The sequence below is a fragment of the Vibrio sp. 1401 genome (genome assembly GCF_033340295.1).
In genome coordinates this window covers 58,300-84,808 of the sequence record NZ_JAWOWF010000019.1, presented here as the reverse complement: position 1 = coordinate 84,808, position 26,509 = coordinate 58,300, and the positions used below count along the sequence as shown (strand labels likewise).

At 43.5% G+C, this 26,509-nt stretch carries 16 protein-coding genes and 1 pseudogene; 2 read left to right on the top strand and 15 right to left on the bottom strand.

Going from position 1 to position 26,509, the window contains the following annotated elements; genetic code table 11:
- Positions 1–75: 75 nt before the first annotated feature.
- Positions 76–1,176: pseudogene (locus tag R7Z77_RS11935) on the top strand (putative bifunctional diguanylate cyclase/phosphodiesterase); the annotation flags it as partial.
- A gap of 106 nt (positions 1,177–1,282) precedes the next feature.
- Here the strand turns inward: R7Z77_RS11935 and R7Z77_RS11930 are convergent.
- The 5 genes from R7Z77_RS11930 to R7Z77_RS11910 all read right to left on the bottom strand — a co-directional run bounded on the left by R7Z77_RS11930 (position 1,283) and on the right by R7Z77_RS11910 (position 5,613).
- On the bottom strand, positions 1,283–1,756 hold the full coding sequence (locus tag R7Z77_RS11930) for a response regulator (RefSeq protein WP_005377744.1): 474 nt from the start codon (positions 1,754–1,756) through the stop codon (positions 1,283–1,285).
- Entirely contained in the window at positions 1,743–3,080 is a 1,338-nt protein-coding gene (locus tag R7Z77_RS11925) for an ATP-binding protein (RefSeq protein WP_005389108.1), read from the bottom strand. The genes R7Z77_RS11930 and R7Z77_RS11925 overlap by 14 nt, the downstream gene beginning before the upstream one ends.
- A gap of 3 nt (positions 3,081–3,083) precedes the next feature.
- Positions 3,084–4,502 carry an SLC13 family permease gene (locus tag R7Z77_RS11920; RefSeq protein WP_318136684.1) on the bottom strand — a complete coding sequence of 473 codons (1,419 nt, stop codon included), beginning with the start codon at positions 4,500–4,502 and terminating at the stop codon, positions 3,084–3,086.
- 248 nt (positions 4,503–4,750) lie between these two features.
- Entirely contained in the window at positions 4,751–5,215 is a 465-nt protein-coding gene (locus tag R7Z77_RS11915; RefSeq protein WP_017820619.1) for a GNAT family N-acetyltransferase, read from the bottom strand.
- Between the two features lie 35 nt (positions 5,216–5,250).
- The gene (locus R7Z77_RS11910; protein ID WP_258457840.1) at positions 5,251–5,613 is read right to left on the bottom strand and encodes a hypothetical protein; all 363 of its coding nucleotides are present in this window, start codon (positions 5,611–5,613) and stop codon (positions 5,251–5,253) included.
- A gap of 479 nt (positions 5,614–6,092) precedes the next feature.
- Here R7Z77_RS11910 and R7Z77_RS11905 point away from each other — a divergent pair, with 479 nt between their 5' ends.
- Entirely contained in the window at positions 6,093–6,650 is a 558-nt protein-coding gene (locus tag R7Z77_RS11905; protein ID WP_054574115.1) for a DUF3750 domain-containing protein, read from the top strand.
- 51 nt (positions 6,651–6,701) lie between these two features.
- On the opposite strand, the gene R7Z77_RS11900 is transcribed toward R7Z77_RS11905, so the two are convergent.
- The 10 genes from R7Z77_RS11900 to R7Z77_RS11855 all read right to left on the bottom strand — a co-directional run bounded on the left by R7Z77_RS11900 (position 6,702) and on the right by R7Z77_RS11855 (position 26,489).
- Complete coding sequence (locus tag R7Z77_RS11900; protein ID WP_213877531.1) at positions 6,702–8,279, bottom strand: sensor domain-containing diguanylate cyclase; 1,578 nt, start codon at positions 8,277–8,279, stop codon at positions 6,702–6,704.
- Positions 8,280–8,463: 184 nt separating this feature from the next.
- On the bottom strand, positions 8,464–8,934 hold the full coding sequence (locus R7Z77_RS11895; RefSeq protein WP_213967682.1) for a heme-degrading domain-containing protein: 471 nt from the start codon (positions 8,932–8,934) through the stop codon (positions 8,464–8,466).
- Positions 8,931–9,971, bottom strand: coding sequence for an oxidoreductase (locus tag R7Z77_RS11890; protein ID WP_213967681.1), 1,041 nt, complete (start codon positions 9,969–9,971; stop codon positions 8,931–8,933). The genes R7Z77_RS11895 and R7Z77_RS11890 overlap by 4 nt, the downstream gene beginning before the upstream one ends.
- An 11-nt stretch (positions 9,972–9,982) precedes the next feature.
- Positions 9,983–10,756 carry a DeoR/GlpR family DNA-binding transcription regulator gene (locus R7Z77_RS11885; RefSeq protein ID WP_213967680.1) on the bottom strand — a complete coding sequence of 258 codons (774 nt, stop codon included), beginning with the start codon at positions 10,754–10,756 and terminating at the stop codon, positions 9,983–9,985.
- A gap of 178 nt (positions 10,757–10,934) precedes the next feature.
- Positions 10,935–11,777, bottom strand: coding sequence for a phosphate ABC transporter substrate-binding protein (locus tag R7Z77_RS11880; protein WP_213967679.1), 843 nt, complete (start codon positions 11,775–11,777; stop codon positions 10,935–10,937).
- Positions 11,767–12,387, bottom strand: coding sequence for an OmpA family protein (locus tag R7Z77_RS11875; RefSeq protein ID WP_054574113.1), 621 nt, complete (start codon positions 12,385–12,387; stop codon positions 11,767–11,769). The genes R7Z77_RS11880 and R7Z77_RS11875 overlap by 11 nt, the downstream gene beginning before the upstream one ends.
- Positions 12,380–13,693: a TolC family outer membrane protein gene (locus R7Z77_RS11870; RefSeq protein WP_005377756.1), complete on the bottom strand. Its 1,314-nt coding sequence runs from the start codon at positions 13,691–13,693 to the stop codon at positions 12,380–12,382. The genes R7Z77_RS11875 and R7Z77_RS11870 overlap by 8 nt, the downstream gene beginning before the upstream one ends.
- 15 nt (positions 13,694–13,708) lie before the next feature.
- Complete coding sequence (locus tag R7Z77_RS11865) at positions 13,709–15,022, bottom strand: HlyD family type I secretion periplasmic adaptor subunit (RefSeq protein ID WP_318136683.1); 1,314 nt, start codon at positions 15,020–15,022, stop codon at positions 13,709–13,711.
- Entirely contained in the window at positions 15,019–17,190 is a 2,172-nt protein-coding gene (locus R7Z77_RS11860) for a type I secretion system permease/ATPase (protein ID WP_238855375.1), read from the bottom strand. Before R7Z77_RS11860 ends, R7Z77_RS11865 begins: the two co-directional genes overlap by 4 nt.
- The gene (locus R7Z77_RS11855) at positions 17,187–26,489 is read right to left on the bottom strand and encodes an Ig-like domain-containing protein (RefSeq protein ID WP_318136682.1); all 9,303 of its coding nucleotides are present in this window, start codon (positions 26,487–26,489) and stop codon (positions 17,187–17,189) included. Before R7Z77_RS11855 ends, R7Z77_RS11860 begins: the two co-directional genes overlap by 4 nt.
- Between the last annotated feature and the right edge of the window lie 20 nt (positions 26,490–26,509).

The following is a 26,509-nucleotide window of genomic DNA, read 5'->3' as shown; positions in this document are numbered from 1 at the left end:
GCTACGATGATTAACTGATGTAACCGATCAGATCGTAACTTCCTGATTTAGTTCCATCGAATTACGCAACAAAGCCAAAAATTGCTACAAACTCTCAGTCACCTACCTTCTCCAAATAGTTCTGTATATCGCGTACATGATGATGACTTTGCGATTTTGATTCACGATGAATGCTCGGTAGAAACGCTGCAAAGTTATGCCGAAAGTTTAAAGGAAACCTACCACGAGGCAGTGATTGAAGAGGGCCAATACTTAGGAAGTAACATTAGTATTGGTTTGTATCCTTGCATAGATCCAAGTCACTCAGCAGAGGAAATATTACGTAAAGCAGCACGAACTTGTCAGTACGCAAGCGAGCAGAATAAAGACCGTGTTGCGGTTTACAGTGAGAAAACTCAGCATGCCGTAGACCGTTATTTCTTTATTGAGCAAGGTCTAAAAAGTGCACTTGAAAAACAGACATTAAGCGTTAAGTTTCAGCCAATTATTGACGCCAAAAGCTCAAAAGTAGTGAGCTTCGAATCTCTGGTTCGCTGGCGTAGCAAAGAGTTTGGCGAAATTTATCCAGACGAATTCATCCCCGTCGCAGAAAACAAAGGTTTGATTGTCGAACTCGGATATCAAGTCTTTGCCAAAGCGTGTGAATTTATCAAAAACTACCGTGAGCGTTACCAAAACCAAGTTCGTGTCAACGTGAATGTTTCTGTACTCCAGTTAATGAATAGTGAATTCCCTGCGCGAATTAAAGCCATGGCGGATGAGGTTGGTGTCGATCCTGAGTCTATTGTGTTGGAACTAACAGAAACGTTTATTTTGGATAATAATCAGACAGCCATTGCCCCTCTGAATACCCTCAGGGAACTAGGATTTGCACTCTCTCTGGATGACTTTGGATCTGGTTACAGTTCATTAAATAGCTTCTTCGACCTCCCGATGACACAAATCAAAATTGATAGGTCGATGGCGTGGAAAACACTAACCAACCGCTCTTCACAAGAATATCTGAAGTTTCTTATCACTATGTGCCAGGAAAATAATATTGAAGTAGTGATTGAGGGAATTGAAGACGCCAAAATGTGTGAATTTTTTACCGAAATGGGCGTCGATTATCTGCAAGGTTATTGGTTCTCTAAGCCACTTTCTGTTGCCAGTGCAAGCCGCTATTCGTTGAGTTAAGCATACTAGAGCAATATTCCGCACGGCCACGTTAAACATGCTGAACTATTCACTATAGATTTCAGACACTAACTGGCCGTGACGAAAACAAGCTTAATGCCCCATATTAACGTAGACGTTCAAACACCACACTCTGATCTAAATGTTCGTGATACTGAGTGTAATCTAAGCCCACATCAAAGATATATTGGGTCACCAAGTTTCTAACGCACTCAATCAATTGGCTCGCTTGCCATGGCTTCTCAAAGTAGCGATCAATACCTGCGGAGTTGATCGCATTAATCGTATCGGTGTGCGTCGCTTGCCCGGTAAGAAGCACTTTCCTCGTAAAGCCAAAACGACCGTCTTTTGATACATCGGTCAGCAGTTCTACTCCCGTTTTACCTGGCATCACATGATCGGAAATAATCAATGCGATCATCTCGCCTTCTGCATCAAATTCATCCATCAGTTCTAGAGCCTCACCTGCTGATTCGCAGTCTTCGACATTCAACCATTGATTTAACGGCTCTAAATCTTGTAGAACCGCGCTTAGTACCTCTCGTTGGTCATCAACGCAAATTACATTAAGCTTCTCCATGTTCACCCTCTACTGGTAACTTGATTCTAAAAATCGTTTTTTCACTGTCGCTCTTTACCACAATAGAGCCGTTATATCCGGCGATAATGCGCTTCACAATCGACAGACCTAACCCTAAACCAAACGACAATCCCCCCTTTTTAGTGGTGAAGTTTGGCCGGAAAATTTTTCTACGTGTCGCTTCATCAATTTCTGGTCCATTGTTAGCAATCGTGACCAAAATTTTACCCTTACTCTCCCGAGTATGTATTTCGATACCGGGTTTCTCCGTTTCACCAAGTGCATCGCACGCATTCTTTAATATATTTACCCAAACTTGGACGAGTTCGGTTTGAGAACCAATAAAAGCAGGTAAATCCGCAGGGCTAAAACGAACACTCACTCGTCTTAAGTCACTTTGCAGTAGAGCCAAGGCGCGATTGATTGAATCATTGATGTTAATCGCTTCATCCAAGTCGATATCCGTGCGCCCCAATTGTTTTACGGATCGCACAATGCCAACGGTATGTTTAGAAGCGATGCGTAAGTCATGGAGATCTCGCCCCATTTGCCAGAAACGTATCGCTTCTTCTGGTCTTTTTAGCCAATGTTCCGAAAGGAAATTATTTGGAACGGCACGTGCAAGATCACGAGCAACCTCCTTGGTTAAACCGTAGTATTTTTCGAAGTGGCGCCCCCGCTTTCTCGCTTCGCTAGAAGAGACTTTCTGCCCTTGCATTAAACCAAAATCAAAAAATTGACTCGCTTCCGGATGAACTTCTTCAAGCAGTTCCATGATAACTGTCTCTAGCCGTTCTGATTTACTGCTTACAACGCCTATCGCATTGTTCAACTCATGAGCAATACCCGCTGCAAGCTGCCCCAACGTTGTCATTTGCTCTGCGGTATGAAGCTTTTGTAGTGCTTTTTCTTTAGCCAATGCCTCTTGCATTGCGCGCCGTTGACGACGAGATAATTCGTTAACCATCACAGGCATAAATTGTGTCGTCAATGGTCCGTATGTCGCCTCTTCCACGGCGGGCGTATCGCGCTGTATCCAAGCCAATTCAACATCGGTTTGAGCAATCACTGTCGAAGAGGCAGTCCACGTACCAGAAAAGAAACTGTGTACGCCAATAAACGCACCTTGAGACGCAGAAAATACCTGGATCGGTTTCTTGTCATCTTCCGCGTAATAGCCCGCCAGCTCTCCCGAAAGCACATAGTACAAGCGATCGTTGTAGCCTGCTTGCTCAATAAGCACCGACCCGGATAAAACCGTTAATCGGCGTTCAAGGTGATTAAAGTAGCGTTGTACTAACGCGTCTAACTTCGTTTCGTACATGGGTTATCCAATATGCCCAACAGTATGTAAAATCCACACCATCACAAAACTGAGTAATACGCCAATCACGCCTAGCACGGCACCGACACGAGCCATTTGGCCGCTCTCGACATGCCCTGTTGCATGAGCTAACGCGTTTGGTGGCGTACTGATTGGTAACGACATACCGAGTGAAGCGGCAAATGTCACGACCAAGATTAGAGTAACTTCACCGCCGAGAGGCGTTAGCGAAGCCATAGAAGTACCCAGCGCAGCCATAATCGGCATCAGCAAGTTTGCGGTGGCTGTATGCGACATAAAGTTTGCCATTAACAAGCACAAGAAAGCCGCACCAAACAAGACAACATATGGCGAGAACTGATCAAACGGTATGCTGTGTACCACCAGCTTCGCAAGCCCGGTTTTATCTAGAGCAAGGCCCAGAGCAATACCGCCTGACACCAACCAAAGCACATCCCAAGAGATTTTCTTCAAGTCTTCTTTGTTGATGATGCCCGTCAAAGAGAACACTGCGACCGGAATTAATGCTACTGTGTAAGAATTCATTCCATGTGCAGAACCCATCAACCAAAGAATAATCGTGCCGGCAAAGGTGACGTAAACCATTATTGCTTTGGGTGTTTTCAAAAACTTGCTTTTAATGTTCAGATCGATGGTGGTTTGTTCGGCTTTATACAAAAAGCCAATCAGAAACCAGGCTAACGCCATCATCACAATAACGAATGGCACACCAAATACCATCCATTCACCAAACGTAATTAAGTTGTCACCAACCAAATATTTTAGGGCGATGGCATTCGGTGGCGTGCCGATTGGAGTACCAATGCCACCAATGTTGGCCGCAACAGGAATACACAAAGCGAATGCAATTCGACCTGGGTCTTTAGGCCCGAAAACTGCTATCACAGGGGTTAAAATGGACAACATCATCGCTGTTGTTGCGGTGTTTGACATAAACATGGAAAAAACAGCTGTGATCAGCATCAACCCCAGCATAACGAACTTTGGTTTTTGTCCAAATGGTTTGAGTAACACTCGGGCTAAGTTGACATCTAACCTGTACTTTGTCGCCGCCATAGCCAAAAAGAAACCGCCGAGGAAGAGCATGATAATCGGACTAGCGAAGGTCGCCATTATCTCGTTATATTGTAATAGCTCACCAAAATGTGGCTGCCCTTCTTGCAAACGAAAGAGCACAATACCTTTATTTGATACAAGCAATAGCTCTAGGACAATGATCACAACCGAAGTGGCGTAGATTGGAATTGGCTCGAATACCCAGCAAAGTGCGGCAAGCAAGAAGATTGCAATCACTCTTTGCTGGACGATAGTAATGCCATCAAATGGGAACGCAGAGAGAGGCATTAACCAAACAAGCAATGGTATCAATGTTGGAACAACGTATTTGAGATAAGGGCGCATAGTACTACTTCTCTTCCTGAGATGGTTAGCCAGACACATTTGGCGTTTGGAACGCTATTACCCGCCGCAAAACCAAAACTTTCAGACTGTTTTTAAGCCTTCAGAGACGAAATGCGGTAATGGCGTTCCAGAGAAGATTATGTACACTGTTTTCAAACAAAACGTTGGTGCGAGATCAATGAACTCGTTTTCACATTGGAAAACATTTTATATCTGTGTTCAAGCTCACTAAATGCTCACTATTTAAGTTAAATATACTTTTCCATCATAAAGTTAGTTAAGGTTTCTCCCCTAACCTCAACACGTTGTCGAGACTTAACTGTGAAACCCATTTTCTCGTAAAAAGGTCGGGCGGTAATACTCACTTCAGAATACAGTCGTTTTATCCCCTGTACTTTCGCCTGTGAAAAAAGAAAAGACATCAAATCACGACCAACACCTTGTCCTTGGTATTCATGATGGCAAAAGAAATGATCAATCAAGCCGTCACCTTGCAAATCACAATAGCCAACGACCTGCCCTTCTATCTCCGCGACGTATGGTTGAATATCGTCCATTTTTCGTTGCCACACATCGAGGTCAAAATCTGATGGTGCCCAAGCGGAAACTTGTGATTCCGTATAATCGCGACGATTAATGATTCGCACAGTATGGTAAAAGAGTGCCCACAGTGTTGGGGCATCCTCGGTGCGATAACAGCGTATTGAGAGCATCAATTTCCTCATTCCTATTCAATAAATACTAAGCATTAACGCAAAGTGATACTAGTGAACTCATCATTTTCAATGCCAATCACTAAAGGCTTCCCAATCTGATCACTGTTCATCAATACGGTAGTATTCAGCTCACGGCTTGATCTGAGTATATTGCTTTTTCTTATGATATGAATATTCACAATATAATCGGAATACTCCTTTGTGATTCCGCCGGAAAATTCTACGTGCTCACTTTCATTGTCTCGGACAACATGAAATTTTCGATTGGCTTGAATATCAGTACTGATGGAGGAATCACCATAGTTCAGCACAACGGACGTTGGTTCGCTATCTTGATTGGCAAAACAGCCAAATGCGAACATGCTTAATGCGAGTATACTTTTTGATTTAAACATTAATTATTCTATTTCTAGTTATTTTTCTGCTATTTGCATGACCAAACAGCACTTGTTCTGTGAGCGCCTATTGTGCCATAGCTGAACGCTGACTCTAAACGCGCAAAAAGATGAGCGATGAAAATTCCGCCCAAAACAAGCAAATGTGAGACAATGTGAGGGTCCCAAACTCACTCAATCAGTCAAAATCCACTGTAAATATCTGTTTTTTAATGCTTTTAATTCATGTGGTCGTGTAAGGAATACATACAACCTCTTACTTTTTCATACGCAACTAGACGAATCGTTCGAGAAATACGGCATCGTCTATGCCACATGTTACAAATCGGCTTACCTTATTATTACGTATGAACTGGAATTATGGCACTAACTTCCCTCTCTCTTTTAATAAGGAGAGGATTTCAACAATCAGGCTTGCCACGTTTTTATAGCTAAAATCAGTAGAGCGTTACCAACATCGGTTGGTCTAGGAGCAATAAATGAAAGACCTTCTCAACTTTACTCACCTTGTAAAAATTGGGTTCATGTCAATCGCGGTTATGCTGGGTGGATGCACTCAAGGAGATTGGCGTACTGCTAGCAGAGAACCTGCGGGTATCGCACCCGACCCTTCTAATGTTAAGCATGCTGTGATTGAGTTTTACGCCGCAGATGCGTTTGGTTGGCGAGGCTGGTTTGCTGTTCATACATGGTTTGCAATAAAGCCTGAAAATGCGAACGAATATACAGTGTATGAAGTAGTCGGCTGGAGAGTGAATCGCGGACAACCCGCTCTATATCAGTACCAAACTGGGACGCCAGATCGATATTGGTATGGTGCAAAACCAGAAAAGATCCTCTCCATACAAGGTGAAAAGGCCCGCCAGCTTATCCCTAAAATACAAAGTGTTATTAACCAATACCCTTGGGCTGAAGAATATACGCTGTTTCCAGGGCCAAATAGCAATACATTTCCGGCTTGGGTGGGTAAACAAATTCCAGAGTTAGAGCTAAACTTGCCGTTTCGCGCAATTGGTAGCGGTTACGCCAGCGATTAACAGCAAAAATTAGTCACTGGCTCGTTTTATGTTCAGCATAAAGCGCAATATCTATTGTGCGTCGTCACCCAACTCCGTTCTATTTCTTCCATTATGTTTCGCTTTATACAGTGCATTATCGGCGTCTTTCATTACCGCTTCAATTGGTGTGTCATTGCCTTTCCAGTGAGAAACGCCCAACGAAACCGTGACCTTACCAACGACTTGGAAGTCATGTTTTTCCACGTTGTGTCTAATACGCTCTGCAACATCCATAGCGTGGTTTACGTCTGTTTTTTCCAAAAACATCATAAACTCTTCACCGCCAGAACGACACAGGTGATCATTAGAACGAGCTTGGTCTTTCATTAACTGCGCAAACTCTCTAAGTAAATTGTCACCCACGTCATGGCCATAGTTATCGTTTACGCTCTTAAAGTGGTCAATATCTAGCGCCAAAACAGAGAACGCGGTATTTTCCTGCTTAAACAAACCAAGAACTTTATCTAATCCACGTCGATTCAATAATCCAGTCATCGAATCTGTTAATGTATCCAGTTGCAGCTTATCAATGGTTTTTGACACGATACCAAATGCTTTAAGAAAACTAAGCTTCAAATGTGAGACCTCAAAATACCAAGACTTAACCAGTTTGAGATCATCGATAGATGATGAATGTTCTTCGACACCTCGCACAGCACCCGCTAACTGCCAAAGTGGTCTAGAAATAAGAAGGGACAAGAACCAAATTAGCAACAAAGTTAATAAACCAATTGGAATCGACTTAAGGAAAACATTCCACATCTGTTCATCTAGCACAGATAACGTCATCGATTTCGGGCGCTGAGCAACAATTCCCCATCCTGATGACTTTACTGGCGCATAACCAGCAAGCATTTCGACGCCGCGAGAGTTAACAATTTCTTTGTTGCCGCTCTGCCCCATCGTCACCGCTTTGATTGCTTCATTATCGTCGATTACTTCACCAACCCTCGATTGATCTGGGTGATAAATCAGAGTGTTACTCTCATCGACAACGTAAAGGAAAGAACCATCTTTGTATGCGTGCTGGCTGAGTAACTCTGCGAGAATATTTTCTTTTTCTAGATAAATAGTGCCGCCGATATAACCTAAATATTCATTAGATTGAGAAAATATAGGGTATGAGATGGTTAACAAGTAATTTCCAGCGGGCGATATAAATGGTTCAGTAACAACTGGTGCTTGAGCGTTTAAAGATTGGCGTTTTCTTTCACCCACTAACCTTACACCTTTCACCTGAAGTGTTTCAGGTGATACGGAAATAATAACCCCTTTTGCATTAACGACAACCACAGAGTTAAATGATTTGGTTTGCGTTCTTAATCTCTCAGCCTCTTTATCAAGAAGCTGAGCGTCATGCATCTTGTCTTTTAGCACGTTCGCACTGTATTTTAGCTGCGACATTGAGCTTTCTATGAAAGAGTCTGTCATTTCAGACATTTTTTGGGCGTAAACACGGTTTGATTCTAACGTGTTATTGATGATGAGATCCCTTTGAACACGATAAATCGAGTAGAATGCGTTGATCAAAGTGACAAGCACACTGAACACACATAGGGTGACAATAAGATTTCTAAGATTGAGTTTTTCTTTTCTTCTAAAAGACATTGCCAATGGCCAACTTTGAAGGCTTTCTATATGAATGAGCGTATAGGTTATATGAAATTGATTTGATTTTCAGGTAGTAAGTTGGGATCAATGTTAATATTTGCTCACATTAAAGAACACTTTATGAGCTAAAAAGAGAATTCAGTAGCACGATAAAGAACCGTGCTACTTTCATATTTGGCGTTTAAGAGGGTTTTGTCTCTATCATCGTTTTTAATATATCCACAACTAGCTGATGATCATCTAACTGCGGTAAACCCGATACCGTCACAACCCCAACCAAACCAGACCCAGAAAGCCGAATTGGGAACGCGCCACCATGAGCACAGTACTCACGAGCATCGAGATGAGGCTGGTTTTCGAAATCACGTTGCTTTTGCTTGTTGTACAGAGAAAGATAGTAAGAGCTGTGGCCATACCTTAACACTGAGTTTCGCTTCCTACGGACCCAATCTACATGATCAGCGCAGGTTCCTGCCATCGCGTATTGAAATAGCGTTTGTCCAAAGCCGTAAACCTCAATAGCAACAGCCGCGCCGCGAGCTTCAGCCTCTTCTTTTAGAGCGAGGCCGATAGACCACGCAATATGGTGATTAAATTCCGCCAACTGAAGTTCATGCTCTTGCAGGGCCACGAGTTCAAGCGTCAAACTCATGGTTTCACCTGAATCGTTTTACCCGTTTTACTGCTTTCCAATGCCATCTCAATCAGAGCGATATTCTGTACTGCTTGAGCGGCAGGAACCGGGTTATCAGTGCCCAAACGAATGGCGTCTGCCACACCAACAAAGTAAGCTTGGTACGCGCCTCTCTCCGTTTTGATAGTTTGCGCACCGTCTTCGTCGTAACGGACGCCGTATAACGCCTCATCTTCTTCCGACCAAGCATCGTTTTCCGGCAAACGGCCTTCTTTTAAGTAGCCCTCTTGAGGATCTAATCCGAACTTTTCATATTTAGCTTCCGTACCCAATACTTTGTAGCGGAGATTCGGCTCTGGGCTATACAAGTTTGAATGCAAGTGCACAATATGCTCAGGGTAATGAAGTATCAAGTTGTAATAATCAATCGTCGTCGCGCCCGGACGCATCATTCGACATTGTGCGTCTATCGCATCTGGCAAGCCAAACAACACCAATGCTTGATCGAGAAGATGAGGAGCAAGGTCGAATAGAATACCACCACCATCTTGAGCTAGCTCTCGCCATCGTTGACGAACTTCAGGGCGGTAACGGTCAAAGTGTGACTCAAACAGCTTTATATCACCTAACTTACCTTGTTCGATAAGAGATTTAACCGTGAGAAAATCTCCATCCCAACGTCTATTGTGAAAAACGCTCAGCACTAGACCTTTCTCTTCCGCCAAGGCGATAAGTTCATTACCGTCTTCTATACGAGTAACAAACGGTTTCTCGACGATGACGTGTTTCCCATTGTTCAACGCACGCTTTGCAAGTTCGTAATGTACGTCATTTGGCGCAGTAATGATTACGAGCTCTGCATCACTATCATCGAGTAAAGTATTCGCATCAGAAAACCACTTAGCATCTGGCCAATCATTTTGAACCGCCTCATGTTGACGAGAGCTTATCGCGCTCAGCGTTAAATTTGGTAGCGCTTTAATGAAGGGTAAATGAAACGTTTTTGCTGAATATCCGTAACCAATCACAGCGGTTTTTACGGGATCGTAAGCCATTCTAAGATTCCTTATTTCGGTGACACAACAATACATTCAATATCATTGTGATCGAGGAGTTGTTGAAAATCTGATTGAGGGGGATGATCGGTAATAATGATGTCGATCTTTGACAAATCACATACGTGGTGGAAATTGTCGCTACCAATTTTTCGGGATTCACAAACGACGATGACCTGCTGAGCTTGAGCAATCATCGCTTGTTTCATTGTAGCTTCTAACAAACTATTTGTTGTCAGCCCTCGGGATGTCAATGCACACACGCCAATGAACGCTTTGTTCACGTGATACTGCTGCATTTGCTGCTCTGCTTGCGCCCCTAAAACTGCTCTGGCATAAGGGTCAAAGTGTCCGCCTAAGAAATGAACGTCCATTGTGTCGTTTGTTTCAGCAGCGGTCAGTACATCAATGCTGTTAGTAACGACGTTGAGCTTGTTTTCTCCACAACGCGCTTTTCCTGCATAGAGTGGGAGCAGAGACAAAATGGTGCTGGTATCAATAACAAGATGGTCGCGCTCATCCAACAACGCTGCGGCAGCTTGAGCTAGTCGATGTTTAACGTCACTCAAGGGTCGACTCGCGTATGCCTCGGTATGGGAAGAGATCGGCGCAAGCATGACACCACCTCGTATTCTTTGTAACCCAGGTTGCTGACTCAACTTAACTAAGTCTCGACGAGCTGAATCTCGCGAGATACCAAAGTACTCACAAACTTCAGACAACGTTACTTTGTTTTGCTGCTCCAGCTTCGCTCTGAGTGCTACGAGTCTTTCTTCTTGTGTCATAACTTAAATTCACTTAAGTGGTTTTAAGTAAACTTGCCACAATAATAGAAAAATTACCAACAAAACCACTTACAACCAACTCAATTGACCAAAGGTTAACCAAAGATAAATGAGCAGCAAGGCAAAACTTCCTAGGACGGTACGTTCACTCAAGCCCACATAGTTAGGCGTATGAAGTTTATTTATACCCATTTAAAACAACTGGCTCATCTAGCCCTAACTTCACTCTATTTCTTTTAATAAGCGCTTTTGGTAGTGGAATAAACCCAGCATTTCGTACCTGTTGTGTATTGTGGTCGGTTGTAAGGAGTTCAAATAGCTTTGATTTTTTGATCTTCTGATTAGTGTCGAATTGTTTATTTATATAAACGTAATAGACCACGGAAAATGGATAGCGAAGAGAATAGATGCAATCTGTGCTCAAAGAGCATGAGTCATCATTATGATGAACAGAGAGAGCCTTGTAGCTCGACCACTGTTCTGAGTATTTAAAATCGGAGTATCGCATATAAGCTTTGGCTGACAAGTCGTCGCTTAAAGCCCGTTTCAATCGGTCTTCATAAAGCATTTGAATCGATGATTGACAACCATTAGAGCTCACATCTGGGTTACTTAAACGCATCTCCCCGAAAGCATACGTATTTGCATCACAGCGTTTCAATTCACTAACGGAAAAACTATCTACCGTACTCTTTTGACTATTGATTACGACAATAGCGTTTGCCATTAAAAACAAACGTGTAGGCCTGTGGCCTCTTTCTCGTTGAAATCGGGAGATGTTTTCATCTGACCATTTCTTAGATGTGATCGCAATAGAGGTTCCGTCATTTAGCATGTCGTTAAAACCACCAGACTGAGATGCAAGCGCTACATTTACACTTGGCTCATCTATCAATGTTTCTATCGTTTCTAGTATCTCTGGTTCGACAAAAATCGATGTTCGAGCCTCAGAGTCAGCAAATGCCAGCGGTGAAATCAAACATGAAACTAGAGCAAAGAAAGGCAAGACTTTAATTTTCATAATTCAACTCCAACTTCGAATTAGGTGTCAACTCGCTGTCCGAACTAAATATAGTCCACGCTTGTTCAGTACTTTCAGCTTTCGTGTTTACAACAGCAATTGTGCGCCTTTCCCGTTTTTTTAGTTGTACCGTCAATGCCGTATTCTGATAAAACTCTTGCTCTTCAATTCGATTATCTTGAATGCCGTTTCTCACTAGCAATTCTCGTATAGCTGCCGTTCTTTTCTTTGCCAACGCTTTGTTGTATTCGAGTGACGCTTCAGGGCTTGTGTCTCCTATCAGTATGACTTGCGCATTTGGGTTACTCTGAAGCAATGCTTTCAACTCGCTTAGCGGCATATCATGAGATGACGTTACCTGATGCTCATCCATCGCAAAGAAAAAACTGATCAGGTGTGTCTGCGAGTCGTTGACCCAATTCGCACAGCCTTCACTGTCAACAACGACACCTTTTGGCGTATCTGCGCAGTTATCTCGTTGGTTTATCACGCCATCACTATCATTGTCTTTAAGGTCGTTGTACTGGTAAGTGGTCAACGTCGTATTCGGTGATTCAGCACAGCCTGCTAACATAAAAACTAGAAGACTCGTCACTGCGAATTTATCCATTATTGTTCTCCTTCCAGTTCTCTGGATACTCAACTCGCAACGCATAAGTCAGAATCCCCATCGAGTTGAATAAACGGTAAGTGGCAACCAAATGATCGTACTTTGTTCGGGTGTAGTTCCGTCTCGCAACAAACGTTTCAACTTTGGCATCTAATACATCTAACAAACTGCGTCGCCCTACATTGAACTGCTGGATGTACCCTAATTCAGTTACTTTCGCCGCATCAACGTTGACTTTTAAAAACTCCATTTGCTGTTGAAGCAATGTATGTGCGTCCCATGCCAGCCTTACACCTTCATTCGCATCTAGTTCTGCATTTGCTCGAATAGCCCTCGCCTCCTCTACTCGCCAGGCAGATGACTCCACTCGGGAGTCTGTAGAAAAGCCGTTAAAAAGATCGTAGTTGACCGTCAGCATAACCTTTGCATCTTCGTTAATGCCTTCAATATTATCCACGTTGTCTGTTTTGTTGGCTGACAGCTCAAGCTTGAGCTCTGGGTAGTAATCCCCCTTTTCTCTTTTTACTTCATGTCGAGCCGCCTCTAAATCTTTCATCGCCGACTGTATGGATGGGTGCAACCTAACCGCTTGTTTGAGTGCTTCGTCAAGCTTATTCGGAAGCAATTCCTGCGGGTAAACAGGCTCAACTAAGTTTTGCGGCGCTCGACCAACCAAACGTACAAATCTTGTTCTAGCATCGGAAAGATTGTTTTGGGCGGCAATCAATGAGGACTGTGTTGTCGCGACACGCGAAGAAACCTGCGCTAAGTCGGAGTTGCTGGTTAAACCTTTTTCTTTTTTATCTAGAATGAAACGGTAGATCTCTTGGTGTTCATTTAGGTTTCTTTCTGTCAGTTTCATCAACTCTCGGGCATGTAAAACATCCACATACGCTCTGACAGTATCTAATGCAACATTTTCCGCAGATGCCAATAAGTCCAAGCGTTCAGCTTCAGCCTCGTAAGATAGGCGATCAACATCAGCACTTGTTTTAAATCCATCAAATAACAGTTGGGAGATTCTTACGCCCATCTCCGTTCTTTCTAATGTTCTATCTTCACTGTCGATGTAGTTTCCGTTGTTATATCGAGTACCTTCGTACCCTGCTGCTGCATACAAATTAACCTGAGGAAGAAATGAACCATTTATGGCATTTCGGTCTCGTACCATCGACTCATAGCGAGAATAGCGAGCAAGCAAACTGGGGGAGCTATCGAGAGATAACGTAACTGACTCTTCTAAAGTCAAAGCGTTTGGCGACGATGATACTGCAAACAAGACCAATAACGTTGATTTAAGCCGCATCTTATATCCTTATGTCTATCTTTCTCTGGGCGAATTCTCTTTCGCACGTAATATAGGTTTTAACCAATAATTCAGTACTGTTTTTTCTCCTGTAAGAATGTCTACCACAACCTGCATTCCCGGGATGATCGTAAACTTATCATCAACCTTGAAAGTAACGTTGGCACGGTAGTAGGCATTGCCCTCTTCATTTTGAAGTGCATCGGCGCTTACGTAGGTCACTTCTCCTTCTAGGCCTCCGTAAATGACAAAGTCATAGGCAGACAACTTTACCGTTGCCGGCAGGCCAGGCCTTATGAAGGCGATATTCTGAGGAGAAATTCTCGCTTCAACGATTAACGTGCTATTACGAGGGACTATTTCTAAAATAGGCTCACCCGGCTTAACCACACCTCCGATGGTTCTGACAAAAACATCTTTGATGGTTCCATCGACCGGAGAAAGTAACTGCGTTCGATTCAACTGATCCGCAATCGCCTGACGACTTTCATTGAGCTGCGCTAGTTGCGTCACAACTTCATTGAGCTGCCCTTGTGCCTCTGCCCTAAAAGCAAGCGCAGTACCACGATAATCTGCGATGGATTCAGAATACACAGCCCTTTGCTTTTGGGCAGCAGCTTGTGAACTCGCGATGTCTCCTTTGAGCTTTATAACGTCTCTATTCAGTTTTAATAATTCCACTTCAGCCACCGCGCCACTAGAAACCACCTCTCTCAACATATCTCGCTCTTTCGAGACAATAACCAGACTGCTTTTTAGTGTTTGAATGGTATTCAAGGTATCTAGATAAGCTTGCGATTGTTGCTCAATTCGCAATTTAGCCTCCTCCAGCTCAGACTCCAGTTGGCTCAACCGCTCAAGATAGTTTGCTTTGGCATTCAGATAGGCAGAGTGGCCGGTCATCGAAATATCAAATGGCTGAGGCTCGATACTCACTTGTTGTTTCCAATCCAGTTGGAGGCTATTCACTTTTACCGTTTCTAATTCAATTTGAAGCCTCTGCTTTCTGGCGAGCAAAGATTCAACTTGTTCAGAGGTCTCCGAATAGGTCGACTTAAACCTTGTATCATCCAGAATAGCGATGGTTTGCCCCTTAGTGACGCTTTCACCAGGCATGACAAGTAACTCCTTTAGAATGCCTCCCTCTAAGCTCTGAATCGTCTGAACAGACAAAGTAGGAACAACCTTTCCTTCGCCGACAACCACTTCGTCTAACCTCGCCCACGAGGCCCAAATAATCACACTTAGCACTAACGCGGCAGACAACCAAATCAACGTTCTCGAACGGTTTGCTAAATGAGCATTACTCCAACGAACTGTGCTCATCATTGACCTCCTTCGCGTACAATTGATACTGCGCGTACTCTGTTCGTTTTCGCGTTAGACTGTTGTTTAGCAAAAATTTCTTGGGGCGCTCCTTCCCTCAAAATTGTGCCTTTATCAAGCACAACAATTCGATCACAAAGCGATAATAAGGAATGTTTATGAGAGCTAATAATCATCGTCGTCGAGTGCGGCAACGATTTAAGAGCATTAAACAACGCATTCTCAGCTGGCTGGTCTAAGGAACTGGTTGGCTCGTCTAAAATTAATGCTGCAGGGTTTCGATAAAACGCTCTTGAAATCGCTACAGCTTGCCTTTGCCCCCCCGACAAATAACGCCCTCCTTCTCCGACTTGCGTTTCTAGACCATGAGGAAGGCGGCTCATGTACTGGTTCAAACCCGATAATTCTATCGCACGGCGTAAACGTTCTTGATCAATAACATGATGTCCTAATACTATGTTTTCCATAATGCTGCCGTATATAAGATGCGAATCTTGGCCAACCCAACCCGTTTTCTCTCTTATCAATTCGGCGGGCCAAAGCTGACTGTCAATGTCATCAAAATAAACGCTACCCTGTAAGGCACTGAGTTGATTGGTAATAATAGAAAGGAGTGTAGACTTTCCTGCTCCTGCACTACCAATAACGCCAACGCGTTCGCCTTGCTTGATAGTAAGATTAATATCTCTCAAACATGGCATATCAACATCTGGGTATTGGAAGCTCACGTTTTCTAAACGTATATTCCCTGTAAATTCGGCAGACGTAATGACCTGACTGCGTTGCACCTCCTGAGGTAAAGACATGATAGAATTTAAGCCTTCAACCGCTGTTTTTGTCTGTTGATAGCGAAGTAACAGCATAGCTAACTGGTTAATCGCCCCTGCAGCACGACCGCTAAGCATGACAATAGCAATGAGCCCCCCCATGCTGAGCAATCCCTCAGAAATTCTGTACACGCCTGTTACAAGTAACATTACGGTAATTATCTGCTGGCTAGATTGAATGGAGTAAGCAACGATATTCGAATAGTTTCGCGATTGATTTTGCCAATCAGAAAGCATGGATACCGTTTGCTCCCAACGCTTTTGTGCTTCTCCCGTAGCGTTATTTTGCTTAATCTCTTTTAAAGAGGACAATGAATCAAACAAGTGAGCTTGTCGCTTCATGGATAGTGCAGCACTTTCCGTATGTGATTGTTCTATTTTTGCTTTTACCGCAAAGCCAAGGATCAGCAGGATAAACATGACGGCAATAGGTATGAACATCATTGCCCCACCTAGCCAACCTATTAAGACTAAAAATAACAACGTAAATGGGAGATCAACTAAGGTCACAAGAGATGCAGAAGTAAAAAAATCGCGAACACTATCAAAATCTTGTAGTTGTCGAGCGAATGCACCGACTGATGCAGGACGGTGTTCAAGTTTCATCCCCATAACTTTAGAAAAAAGTATCGAAGAAAGCTTGTTATCGATGTACTTACCCGCGGTATCAGTGACAACTCCCCTTGCTTTACGCAATAGCCAATCAAAAATAATGATGACGGAGACACCAGCGACCAAAACCCATAATGTACTGAAAGCTTGATTAGGCACTACACGATCGTAAACGTTCATAGTGAAAAGCGGAATAACTAGCGCTAGCGTATTGATAAGGAAAGAGGCAATCAAAAGATCTCGATACCACGGAGACATTTCTTTCACTACGGCGAAAAGCCAATGTTCATTATAATCCGCTTGAATAGAACTTATCCGTTTGTCCAGCTCTGGACGCATAGAAACTTGCCATGCTTGAGGCTGGAATTGATTATGCAGCTCCTCGCTCGTGACGTATTGCGTTTCACCTTGATCTTCACTAAATAACGTGACTTGATAATCGCTGTTATGTCGCTCAGATATAATAGCGGGTTGTAACGTCTTCCTATTGATTACCACCAATGGAAAGCTCAACATTGCGGTGGATTTTAAATCGATTAATGTGAGTTCAAGATCGGCTCGCTCAGCGGCTCTGATGAATAAGTCACTATCCAATCTACCCTCAACAAGAGGTAATCCAGAAAGCACCTTTTTTGTATGGTGTCTAACCTCAAAATAACGCATCAACCAAGTTAACGATTGCCCCCAAGGATCGTTAGTCAGCTCACTTGATGAGGATGAGTGATGCTTCATGACATACCACCTACTAGCAAGTTGTTGTCATCAATCATCTTCTGTAAGACATTTTCTTCGGCTACGCCAGTCGAGTCACCTTTGTAAAGCTGATCAAGAGTGACGCCCTGCATAAGAATCTGTTGTTTTGTCCCCGTCTCTTCTGGTTTTATGTGAAGCGTTACGCCATCATCATTCTCTGTTAAATCGAGCTTATTATCGACTTCTGTTATCGAGGTAGCGGTGATTATCGAGGCGATGTCAATTGTGTCATTATCATCACCAATAACGGATATTTGGAAATCGTTGATCACATCGTACGAGGGCTTTAACTCGTTACCGAGCCCTGAACTGTCAAACTGGAATACATCGCTGCCACTTCCTCCAATAAGCAAATCATTAGCATCTGTCGCAAGTAATGTTTGGCCCCCTTCTTCCACTAAGGTAACATTGACTGTCTGAGCAGCACCTTCTGCGACTGTAGCACCCAGTGCTGCAATCGGTTTTATCGACAACGTAAAATCACTTGCACCGCTAAACCCGCCAACGATGGAAAGATCAGCGACATCCTCTTGATCAACAGTATAAATGCCGTTCAATCTTTCACCATGACTCAACTCTAGATCTGTTGGTAATCCGCGAATCTCCACACTTCCAAACTCTTCGGGTGCAGGATTGACTAAATTCATGCTCAACCCCAAAGGAATACTCCCAGACGCTTCAGACACAATAGACTGATAATCGGCCGTTAGTGTTGGCTCATCAGCTTCAGGGGTAACAACAATGGTTAGATCGGTAGTTTGCACATCTCCAAAATCGGTTTCGAGTGTCTCTGACACTATCGCTTGATCAAACGTTCTAACATTGAGAGCAACATCCATCGTTCCAAATGCATCCTTCGGAATGAACTCCAAACCTGACACTTCATTTGCTCGCACTAATACCGTCGCCACGGCATTGCCCGCCTCATCGAAGGTAAAGGATGAGAATTGAGTTCCAATACGAATCCTACCTAAGCCTTCCAATGCAGAGGGTTCAGAGCTTGCTTTGATCAACATCGACACTTCTATATATTCGTTGCTATTTGTTTCAAAACCGCTCGCTAAAAAGTCAATCGAAATGGAATCACCTTCATCTCCAGTGAACGTGTTAGAGGTTGTATTCAACGATACATCATCGCCAATCGGTTTTACGCCGACGTTGAACTGAGAAGTGGTATAGTTATAGTCGTTTGATCCAGACTCTTGGGTAATAGCTTGCAGTGTTAATGAAATATCCCCACTAAAATCTAGTGGCGGTAGAAAGTAAACCTTATCAAGTTGTGCTTGAGTTAGCTGCCACTCCTTGCTCTCACCATCCGTTGAACCGTTATCAGGGAGCAATTCGAACGTCCCATTATTGTCCCAAACCAACACGGCTCCGTCTGGCACTCCTGTCATGACCAAAGACATCGACTCAGAACCATCTTGATCGATTAATGATGCAGATAAGTTTCCTAAATAAATATAATTATCTTCATTACCAACTACGTCTTCTGTTTCCAGAACCGCTTTATCAACCACTGGGGCAATGGTAACGGTAACTTCTGTTGATTTAGTTTGAGTATCTTTCGCATTGTCAGTACTTAAACAACTTCCCGTGACTTCATCAGTAATGTTTGCGTCAACGGAAATAACAAGCTCTCCACTGTAGTTTTCAGGTGGGATTAACTGAATTTCGTTTAGACGCGTAACATCTGTCACTACCCATGTTCCATCACCGTTGTCAATGAGTAGGCTCGGGTCCACGGCAGTAAACCGCGCATTCTCGTCAGACACAGATAAAGAAACCCAATTGACACTTTCAAGGCCAGTCGCTGCGTCACCTTCTCCAGTAATGGACTGCATTGGCCCTTCACTATCGCCCAATACAAGAGCAAGATTCAGGTTGGTTATAGTATCTTCTTGAACCGTAACTTGGCTTGGTGCTATCGCGATATCATCGACAACAGGAGAGATTTGTACCGTAATGGTCTGAGCGGTTGTTTTCGAGTCACCATCGCATGGGGCCGTTTCTGTCACTTCTAAATTGAAAGTAATGCATCCAGCAAAGTCCTCATCCACGCCAGTAAGCGTCAAAGAAGACAATCCAGCGCTAGAAATTGAATAACCCAACAGATTGCCCGCATTATCATAAGCAGGTATCACACCTTCGCCAGTAAGCTCGACTCCTTCAGGTAAAGAATCTGCGGCGACAAAGAAGGAAACTAAGTTACCGTCACTACTCGCTACATCAGGGTTTAAAAACGCCCCAATTGAGACATCTTCACCTTCTTTACCTACAATATCCCCACTTTGAACGCTTCCTGGTTCACCAGGATCAGCACACTGGTCTCCATCTCCTTCATGGCCAGTAATTTGAATTTGGAACTGACCAGTGATGTATTGAGCATCCGTTCCATCTCGAACATACGCTAACACATTCACATCAAGTATCTCTGTGTTAGATGGGCTATAAATCGATGCGCTAGCAAGCAAATCTTGAGCGGTTTCCAACACGCTATCACTTGTGATTCCTTCCATTGGAATCAGCCAGTTCCCATCGGCATCTTGAGAAGCACCGTTCGGATGAGTAACAATGAGGTCTTGACCCTGCGGTATCTGTAAAACGATGTAATCGAGATACTCTGAACCATCAATATCCGCTTCTGTAAATGTAATGCCTCCACTCACGTCGACAGCAGACCCATCCGTACTTGTGAATACTTCAGTCGCGCCTTCTAAACGTGTTTTGTCAATATCTTCATTACCAATATCCACTTTGCCAGAAACCACGACGCTCAAAGAGCCATGGATTGCCTTTACATCAGTCTCCATCGTCGGAGACGTGTCTGTCACTTCGTACTGAACTTCCAGGCTAAACGTCCCACTTAGGTCTTCATTAGCTTTTACAGTGATTCGTCCACTGTTTAACAACTCAGATAATGTTGCCGAGCTACCATCGAGTAGTTCATTGAGTTCTAACGGTAAATTACTTTCCTCTACTGCATTACCATCAAAGTAAAGTGTTAAGCCATCTGGAATGGATACAATGGTGTATCCTGTCAAGGACTCACTAGAATCTATATCTTGATTAACGACAGGCTCAAGATTTAGTGTGATGAAATTGTCCTCAATACCATTGCTTTGTAATTCTTGACCGTCAGTTTGATCAACAATAGGTGAGATTTCCATTTCCACTTTAAGAGGGGTTTCAGCAGAATCACCATCCGGCTCTGTTGAAACGACGATAACATCCATGCTCAGTGTTCCACTAAAATCTTGCTCTGTTTTGAGGTAAGTGTTTTCAAGAACAGCGTTTGAGACCTGATAAACTGGCCCCGTTATTGGGTCCACGTAAGCAATTGGAAGAACAATAGGGTCACCATTTACATCTGTCAGTTGTGTTCCCAAAGGGATGTTCTGAAGCAAGATATTAATTTCTTCTGATAGGTCGTCGTCTGATGTCTGGATGATAAAATCCAGTTGTATCAGGTTATCTTCGTCTAACGTAGAGAGATTACTAATTACTTTAGTCGCTTGATCATATTGCCAATTCCCCTGTCCACCATCTAGGACAATTGGTTCATCGACCACGCCTTTTAGCTTAATGTCAATGGTTGCAAATTGGCTCTCGGCGGTTTCATTAAGAGGTGCTAAGCCATCAATAGTCGACTCTGTTGAAATGGCGGTTACTTGAAGGGATAGAGATTCAGTAAATGAGCTGATATCCGATTTTGGTTGAAGTAACGCCTCTGAATTGGCTAGAGCATTGGAGGTCACTAGGTAGGTATTAATACCGATAAGCGTAATCCCAGCTCCGACAGGCAATGTCCAACCATCTTGAACTTCTATGCGATAAGACAGAGACTCCGAGCCATCTGTGTCAGTGAGCCGCCCTAAGATGTACTCTTTTAAGTCAATCGCTTGGTCTTCAAGCCCCTGAATGTTTTTAACGGTCAGCGTAGGCACATCGGCATCTGGAGATATATCGATAACAACTTGCTCAGTGATCTCCGCTGTTTTATCTTGCTCATCGGCAAACACACTACCCGACTCAGTCGTTACTGCCGTTACATCAAAAGTAAATCTTCCGGCTAAGTTTTCGTTAGATGTGATTTCAATTTGATCTAACTCGGATTGGCTATACGCTTTCCCTTCCTCAATAGCACTTCCGTTAAGTGTTAATATAAGTCCATCTGGAATATTCGAAATTTGGTAGTGGAGCGTTTCAGAACCGTCTTGGTCAAACTTTTCAGCGACAATATTGAGTGAAAGTGATTCAGCGGAATCTTCAACACTTTGATAAGAAAAGTCCGAATCATTAGACCACTCTGGCAAATCTGCAACCGGTAAAACGTTAACATTTAACGTATTATTGCCTTGTAATACAAAACCATCTGGTTCGACATCAGATACGATTAATGCAGACACTGCTAAAGAAACTTTGATAGTGTTGCCCGACAGGTTTAGTGCTGGTTGATAAGTGAGATCACCATTTGGAACAGTGAATATACCCACCCCCATTAGCTCTGTACCAGAAAGACTAATAAATCCGTCATTATCATCATCTTCAAGGCGCGCTCCGTCTAAAAACAGAGCCCCTCCTTGTAGAGATTCAACAGAGATCCTTATCGCTTCAACACGCTCATTATTCTCCGTATCCCCAGGAGAAACTCTAATCGGTAACGCGACTGGCGTAGGGTCTCCACTATTATTCGCGCCATTATCTTCTAACGTATCTACATTAACGGTTCGAATAAAGCCCCTAGCATCATCAAGAATTAATTGAGCTTCACTGCTTGCTTGGTCACCGTCTGCATCCGTCACAGTTATCGTTAGATCATCAAGCAAACCACCTACAGGCGTATTAACAATAAGCTCGGTAGTTAGCGTAAATGTCCCATCTTGAGCAATAGTCAGCGTTCCATATTTTAAGTTACCATCACTACTATTGATTAAATCGATGGTCCAAGCATCATTGCTAAATACCGAACTCGCCGTATCGTATGTTTCACCTGCATAGGTCAAACTTGAAATCAACGTGCCATCTGAACTGATTAAGTCGGCATTATTGCTAAACCAGTTTCCCGAAAACTCATCCCCCTCGGTAAGTTCAATTTCTATTGGTGAGCTTGTGTCTTCGGGGATATCATCCACTACACTAACGGTATATATCTCAGCTTCAGACTGGTCGCCATCCTTATCAACGGCATAAATTGAAAAACTGAGTTCTAATGTGTTCTCGTCCGCTGGAACACCGTCAGGTTCATCGTGTTCAAGTGCACGGTATAGATCAAACTCGACAGTCCCATCGGTATTAAATCTAATTCTAAAGACGTCTTGCTCGCTTTCATCTCTTGCATATAACCAACCATTCGAGTCCGGTGAATCAAGCGCAACCAGGCTGCCACTACTTGTTTTATAGCCGAGCGCATTGAACATATCGATATTCACGCTCACACTGGCGATAGAGTCTGAACCTTGTAATAGCGTAATGGATGGTGACGAGCCCTCGATGCCAGAATCAAGCGAATCATCATTCAACCCGCTTTCATTGACTGTGATTCCCTCTGTAATTACTAGTTCCGGAAACAAGCCATCATAGACCAGTATGTTGGACTCCGTAGAGATCTCGCTTCCATCAGAATCTCTCGCCACGATGGGCATAGAGATCGACAATTGCGTCCCATCACCTAAAACATGGTCAAGCGAGTGATAAAGCTCTACAGTTACATTAACGGTAGACGTATCATTTGATGGCAAAGAGAAGTCACTAGGTAACGTGACCCTAAATACAACGTCTCCAGTGTCTGAAATTACGTCAAAGCTTCCATCATTGTTATCGTACCAAGTGACAGCCTCTCCGTTATAAGTAACAGCATCACCAAGTGTAGTTTTGACAGTATCTCCATCATTTATGTCAACACCCAGATACACAATCGGATCGAATGATGACGTAACTATCACATCCGTATTCGCTATGGCTGAAACCCCATCAGGAGCAATGTTTGTATCGACAGGTGTTTCGGTTAACTCGACATTGCCACTATTGATTAACGCTTGTCCATTGTCGTTATCTATCACATTAATGTCTAAAACGACCGACGTGTTATCTTGGTCTGAGTCCATTGCAGTAACAACGAGAGGTACGTTTGGATCAGTATTTTCTTGTTGGTCGAGAGCCTGAAAAAGCTCAAAGGAGTAGGTAATGTCGCCATTTGTATCAATAGGTAATGGAGCATTGAGGATAGCTTGAAAGATGGGAATCTGAGTTTGCCCATCTTCGTCAAGAATATAACCATCAAGTGTTTTGCCATCCGCAGAGACTTGATAAAGCACAACTTGTTCACCACTCGTCAACAAGGGTTGTTCAGAGACGATGAACGACAAAGATTCGAGGTAATCACTGCCAACCTCAACTTGAAAATTCCCTGAGCTCAACACACCTCCATTTGCGAGATCAGATTCTTTTACTTCTACCCCATTCAAATTATTTAAAGTTGGGTCTGCGCCATCCTTTAGAACATAGTCAATTTCATTCTCTACAAGCGGTGTGGCATCTAAATCTACGCCACCAATGGTCAACGGGAAAGTGACCGTATCACTGCTATTGAATTGATCGATAGGGTGCTCAAGAGTAAGCGAAATTGAAGCTAATACATCGTTACCCGATTCAACGCCACTCAATGTTAACGTAAATACAGTGACACCATTGGCAAATGCTGTAATTTGCTTTCCACTGGAGCTTAACGTGTAGCTAAGCTCATTATCAGAGACTGAGCTTGTAAGCCCTAATGCTTCTAACTTAGTAATAGATGACCCACCGAAATACAAACTACTCGGATCCGGATTGTCAGATCCCGCGACAATATTAACAGTTCCTTCAAAGTTCAATATCGGGCCATCCAAAGGGACTTCTGTTACGTCTATAGTCGCATTGCCTACGTAACCTGCTTGTCCATCACTAATATCAATCGTCGCGTTAGCCAAGCCATAGTCTTGGGAGTCATCTGCAGCTAAATAGCTGAAAGAAACACTTTGCTCGACCGAATGATCTAGGTTTCGACCTGCATCAAACTGCCAAGAGCCATCAGAAAATACGGTTAATTCGCCTTTTTCTAAACTAAAACTTACGGATCCCCCCTCTAGAATTGACTTCTGCTCCCCGCCAGCCTCTACAAATTTCACATAAAGTGTTCCATCAAGATCAATATCATTTTCAAGTAGATTGCCCGTAATTGTTTGATCTTCTACGACTGAGTATGTGTCATCTCTAATCACCGGATCAGAGTCATAAATAGTAATCGTTAACGGTGCCACAACCGTCTCTTGTGTACCGTCAGCATCACTTTGAATGCTTTCAACCAATACGTTAGTCACCAGCTCATCTTGACCTACACCATGATCAATCGCTTCATAAAAAGTAATTTGAACCGTACCATCATCATTGACCTCTGCAGAGAAAACTAATCGGTCGTCAGTCGATGTTCCTTGTAAGCTCAACCCATCTTCTGCAACAACAACATTAATAGATTGACCGACCGATGTAAGCGCGCTCAAACTTGGCTGCTCTGCATGCAGTGCTGGCACACCATTTTCTATGTTGATGGCTGCCGAGCTGCTTTGCTCACCAAAAAATCCAACGATGTTTTCAGAAAATACCGTTGAACCGGGTAGCACTATTGTCGGCATGGTATCGACCGCATGGTTGCCGGCGGCATCCAACACTTCAGCTTCAATGGTCCACGTGCTGTTTAGATTGAGAGTGTTTACGTCAATTCCGGTTACTGTCCACGAACCTGATGCATCAACAAGGCCAGTAAAATTCAGCGTGCTGTCTCCGTCACTTACCCGAATCGTCACTGCCAGACCTTGCTCTACACCACTGGTTGTCCCTCTCATTTCCGTGACTATACCCTCACGGAAATTATCAATGGCAAGACCACCGCTAATATAAAAATCCGTATCGATATCAATGGTGGGAGCTGTGGCATCTATGGTCGTAGCCTCATCCATCGCTTTCGCTTGGTTGCCCGCTACATCATTCACGGAGGCAGATACGGTTAACGCCCCATCGGCTAACGTGGATAAGTTCACCCCTTCGACTTGCCACATACCATCAACGACAACGGCATTGAACGAGAGCATCCCCCCTGAGCTGTCTTGAACCGTGACAGAAACCGTCTGACCATTTTCAACATCACTGACTTGCCCTGACAAAGTGACAGATTGGCGCTCTTCAATGTTTAAATAGCCGTCTCCGCCATCGTCAACGTCCACCGTCACACTTGCGAGCGTATCTTTGATGATGGTGTTTTCACTGGTTGCAGGGTTGCCCGCTATATCTATACTCTCAGCAACAACTGTCAGCGTACCTTCAGACAATCCAGAAAAGTCAACGTCGTCCAGAGACCAACTTCCACCAGTCACCACCGTTTCTAAGTTTATGACCGCTCCTAACGAGTCGGTTACCGTAACTTGGATACGCTGGCCATCTTCAATGTTTTCAATCGTCCCTTCGAGGCGAGTAGTCGCGATTTCGTACTGATTTAAATACTCATCCCCTCCACCATCAAAATTGACGTTCACCGTTGCAAGCGTATCTTTAATGGTCGTATCGACGGCGTTCAGGTTATTGCCATAAATGTCAGAAACCACAGAAGTCACCGTAAGCGGCCCTTCGGCAAGAGAAGACAGATCAACGCATGATAGGGTATAGGCCTCATTCTCTACGGTCGTTGTAACAGTAATGGAATTATTGAGGCTGTCGGTAATGGTGATAGTAACAAGCCACTCATCGCTTATCTTGAGTGCGTCACCTTGAATCGTGACACTAGGAACTTCAAACTGGTTTTCGTATCCATCGCCGCCATCAAGAATATCCACCGTTAATATAGCATCGGGATTCAACCGCTCAGGAGCCTGAGCCTCAGAAGTTGGGTTCTCTCTTTCTTGCACTGCTGGCCTAGTAACATAGCCATTAGAAACGAGTTGCTCAGGTAAAACAGCGCGAATATAGGCAACAAAACTTAACCCACCAGAAGACTCACTAAAATCTCGAACGCTCTGATTAAAAGTGGATTCAATACCGTTTTGAGATGCAATTAAAAGATCATTCGAACTCGATTCATCCTCACTTGTTGAATCTTCATTAAATGCAATATCGAGAATGTCAGTATTAAGAACAACCACCTCTACTTCTGGAACTAATTGTTCGTTAGGCAACATTTGGATCCAAGAACCGTCACTTAAAACCGCCCAAAGAACATTACCGACTTGAATGTAGAGTATTGGCTGCATAATTCGCCCCATATGAAACA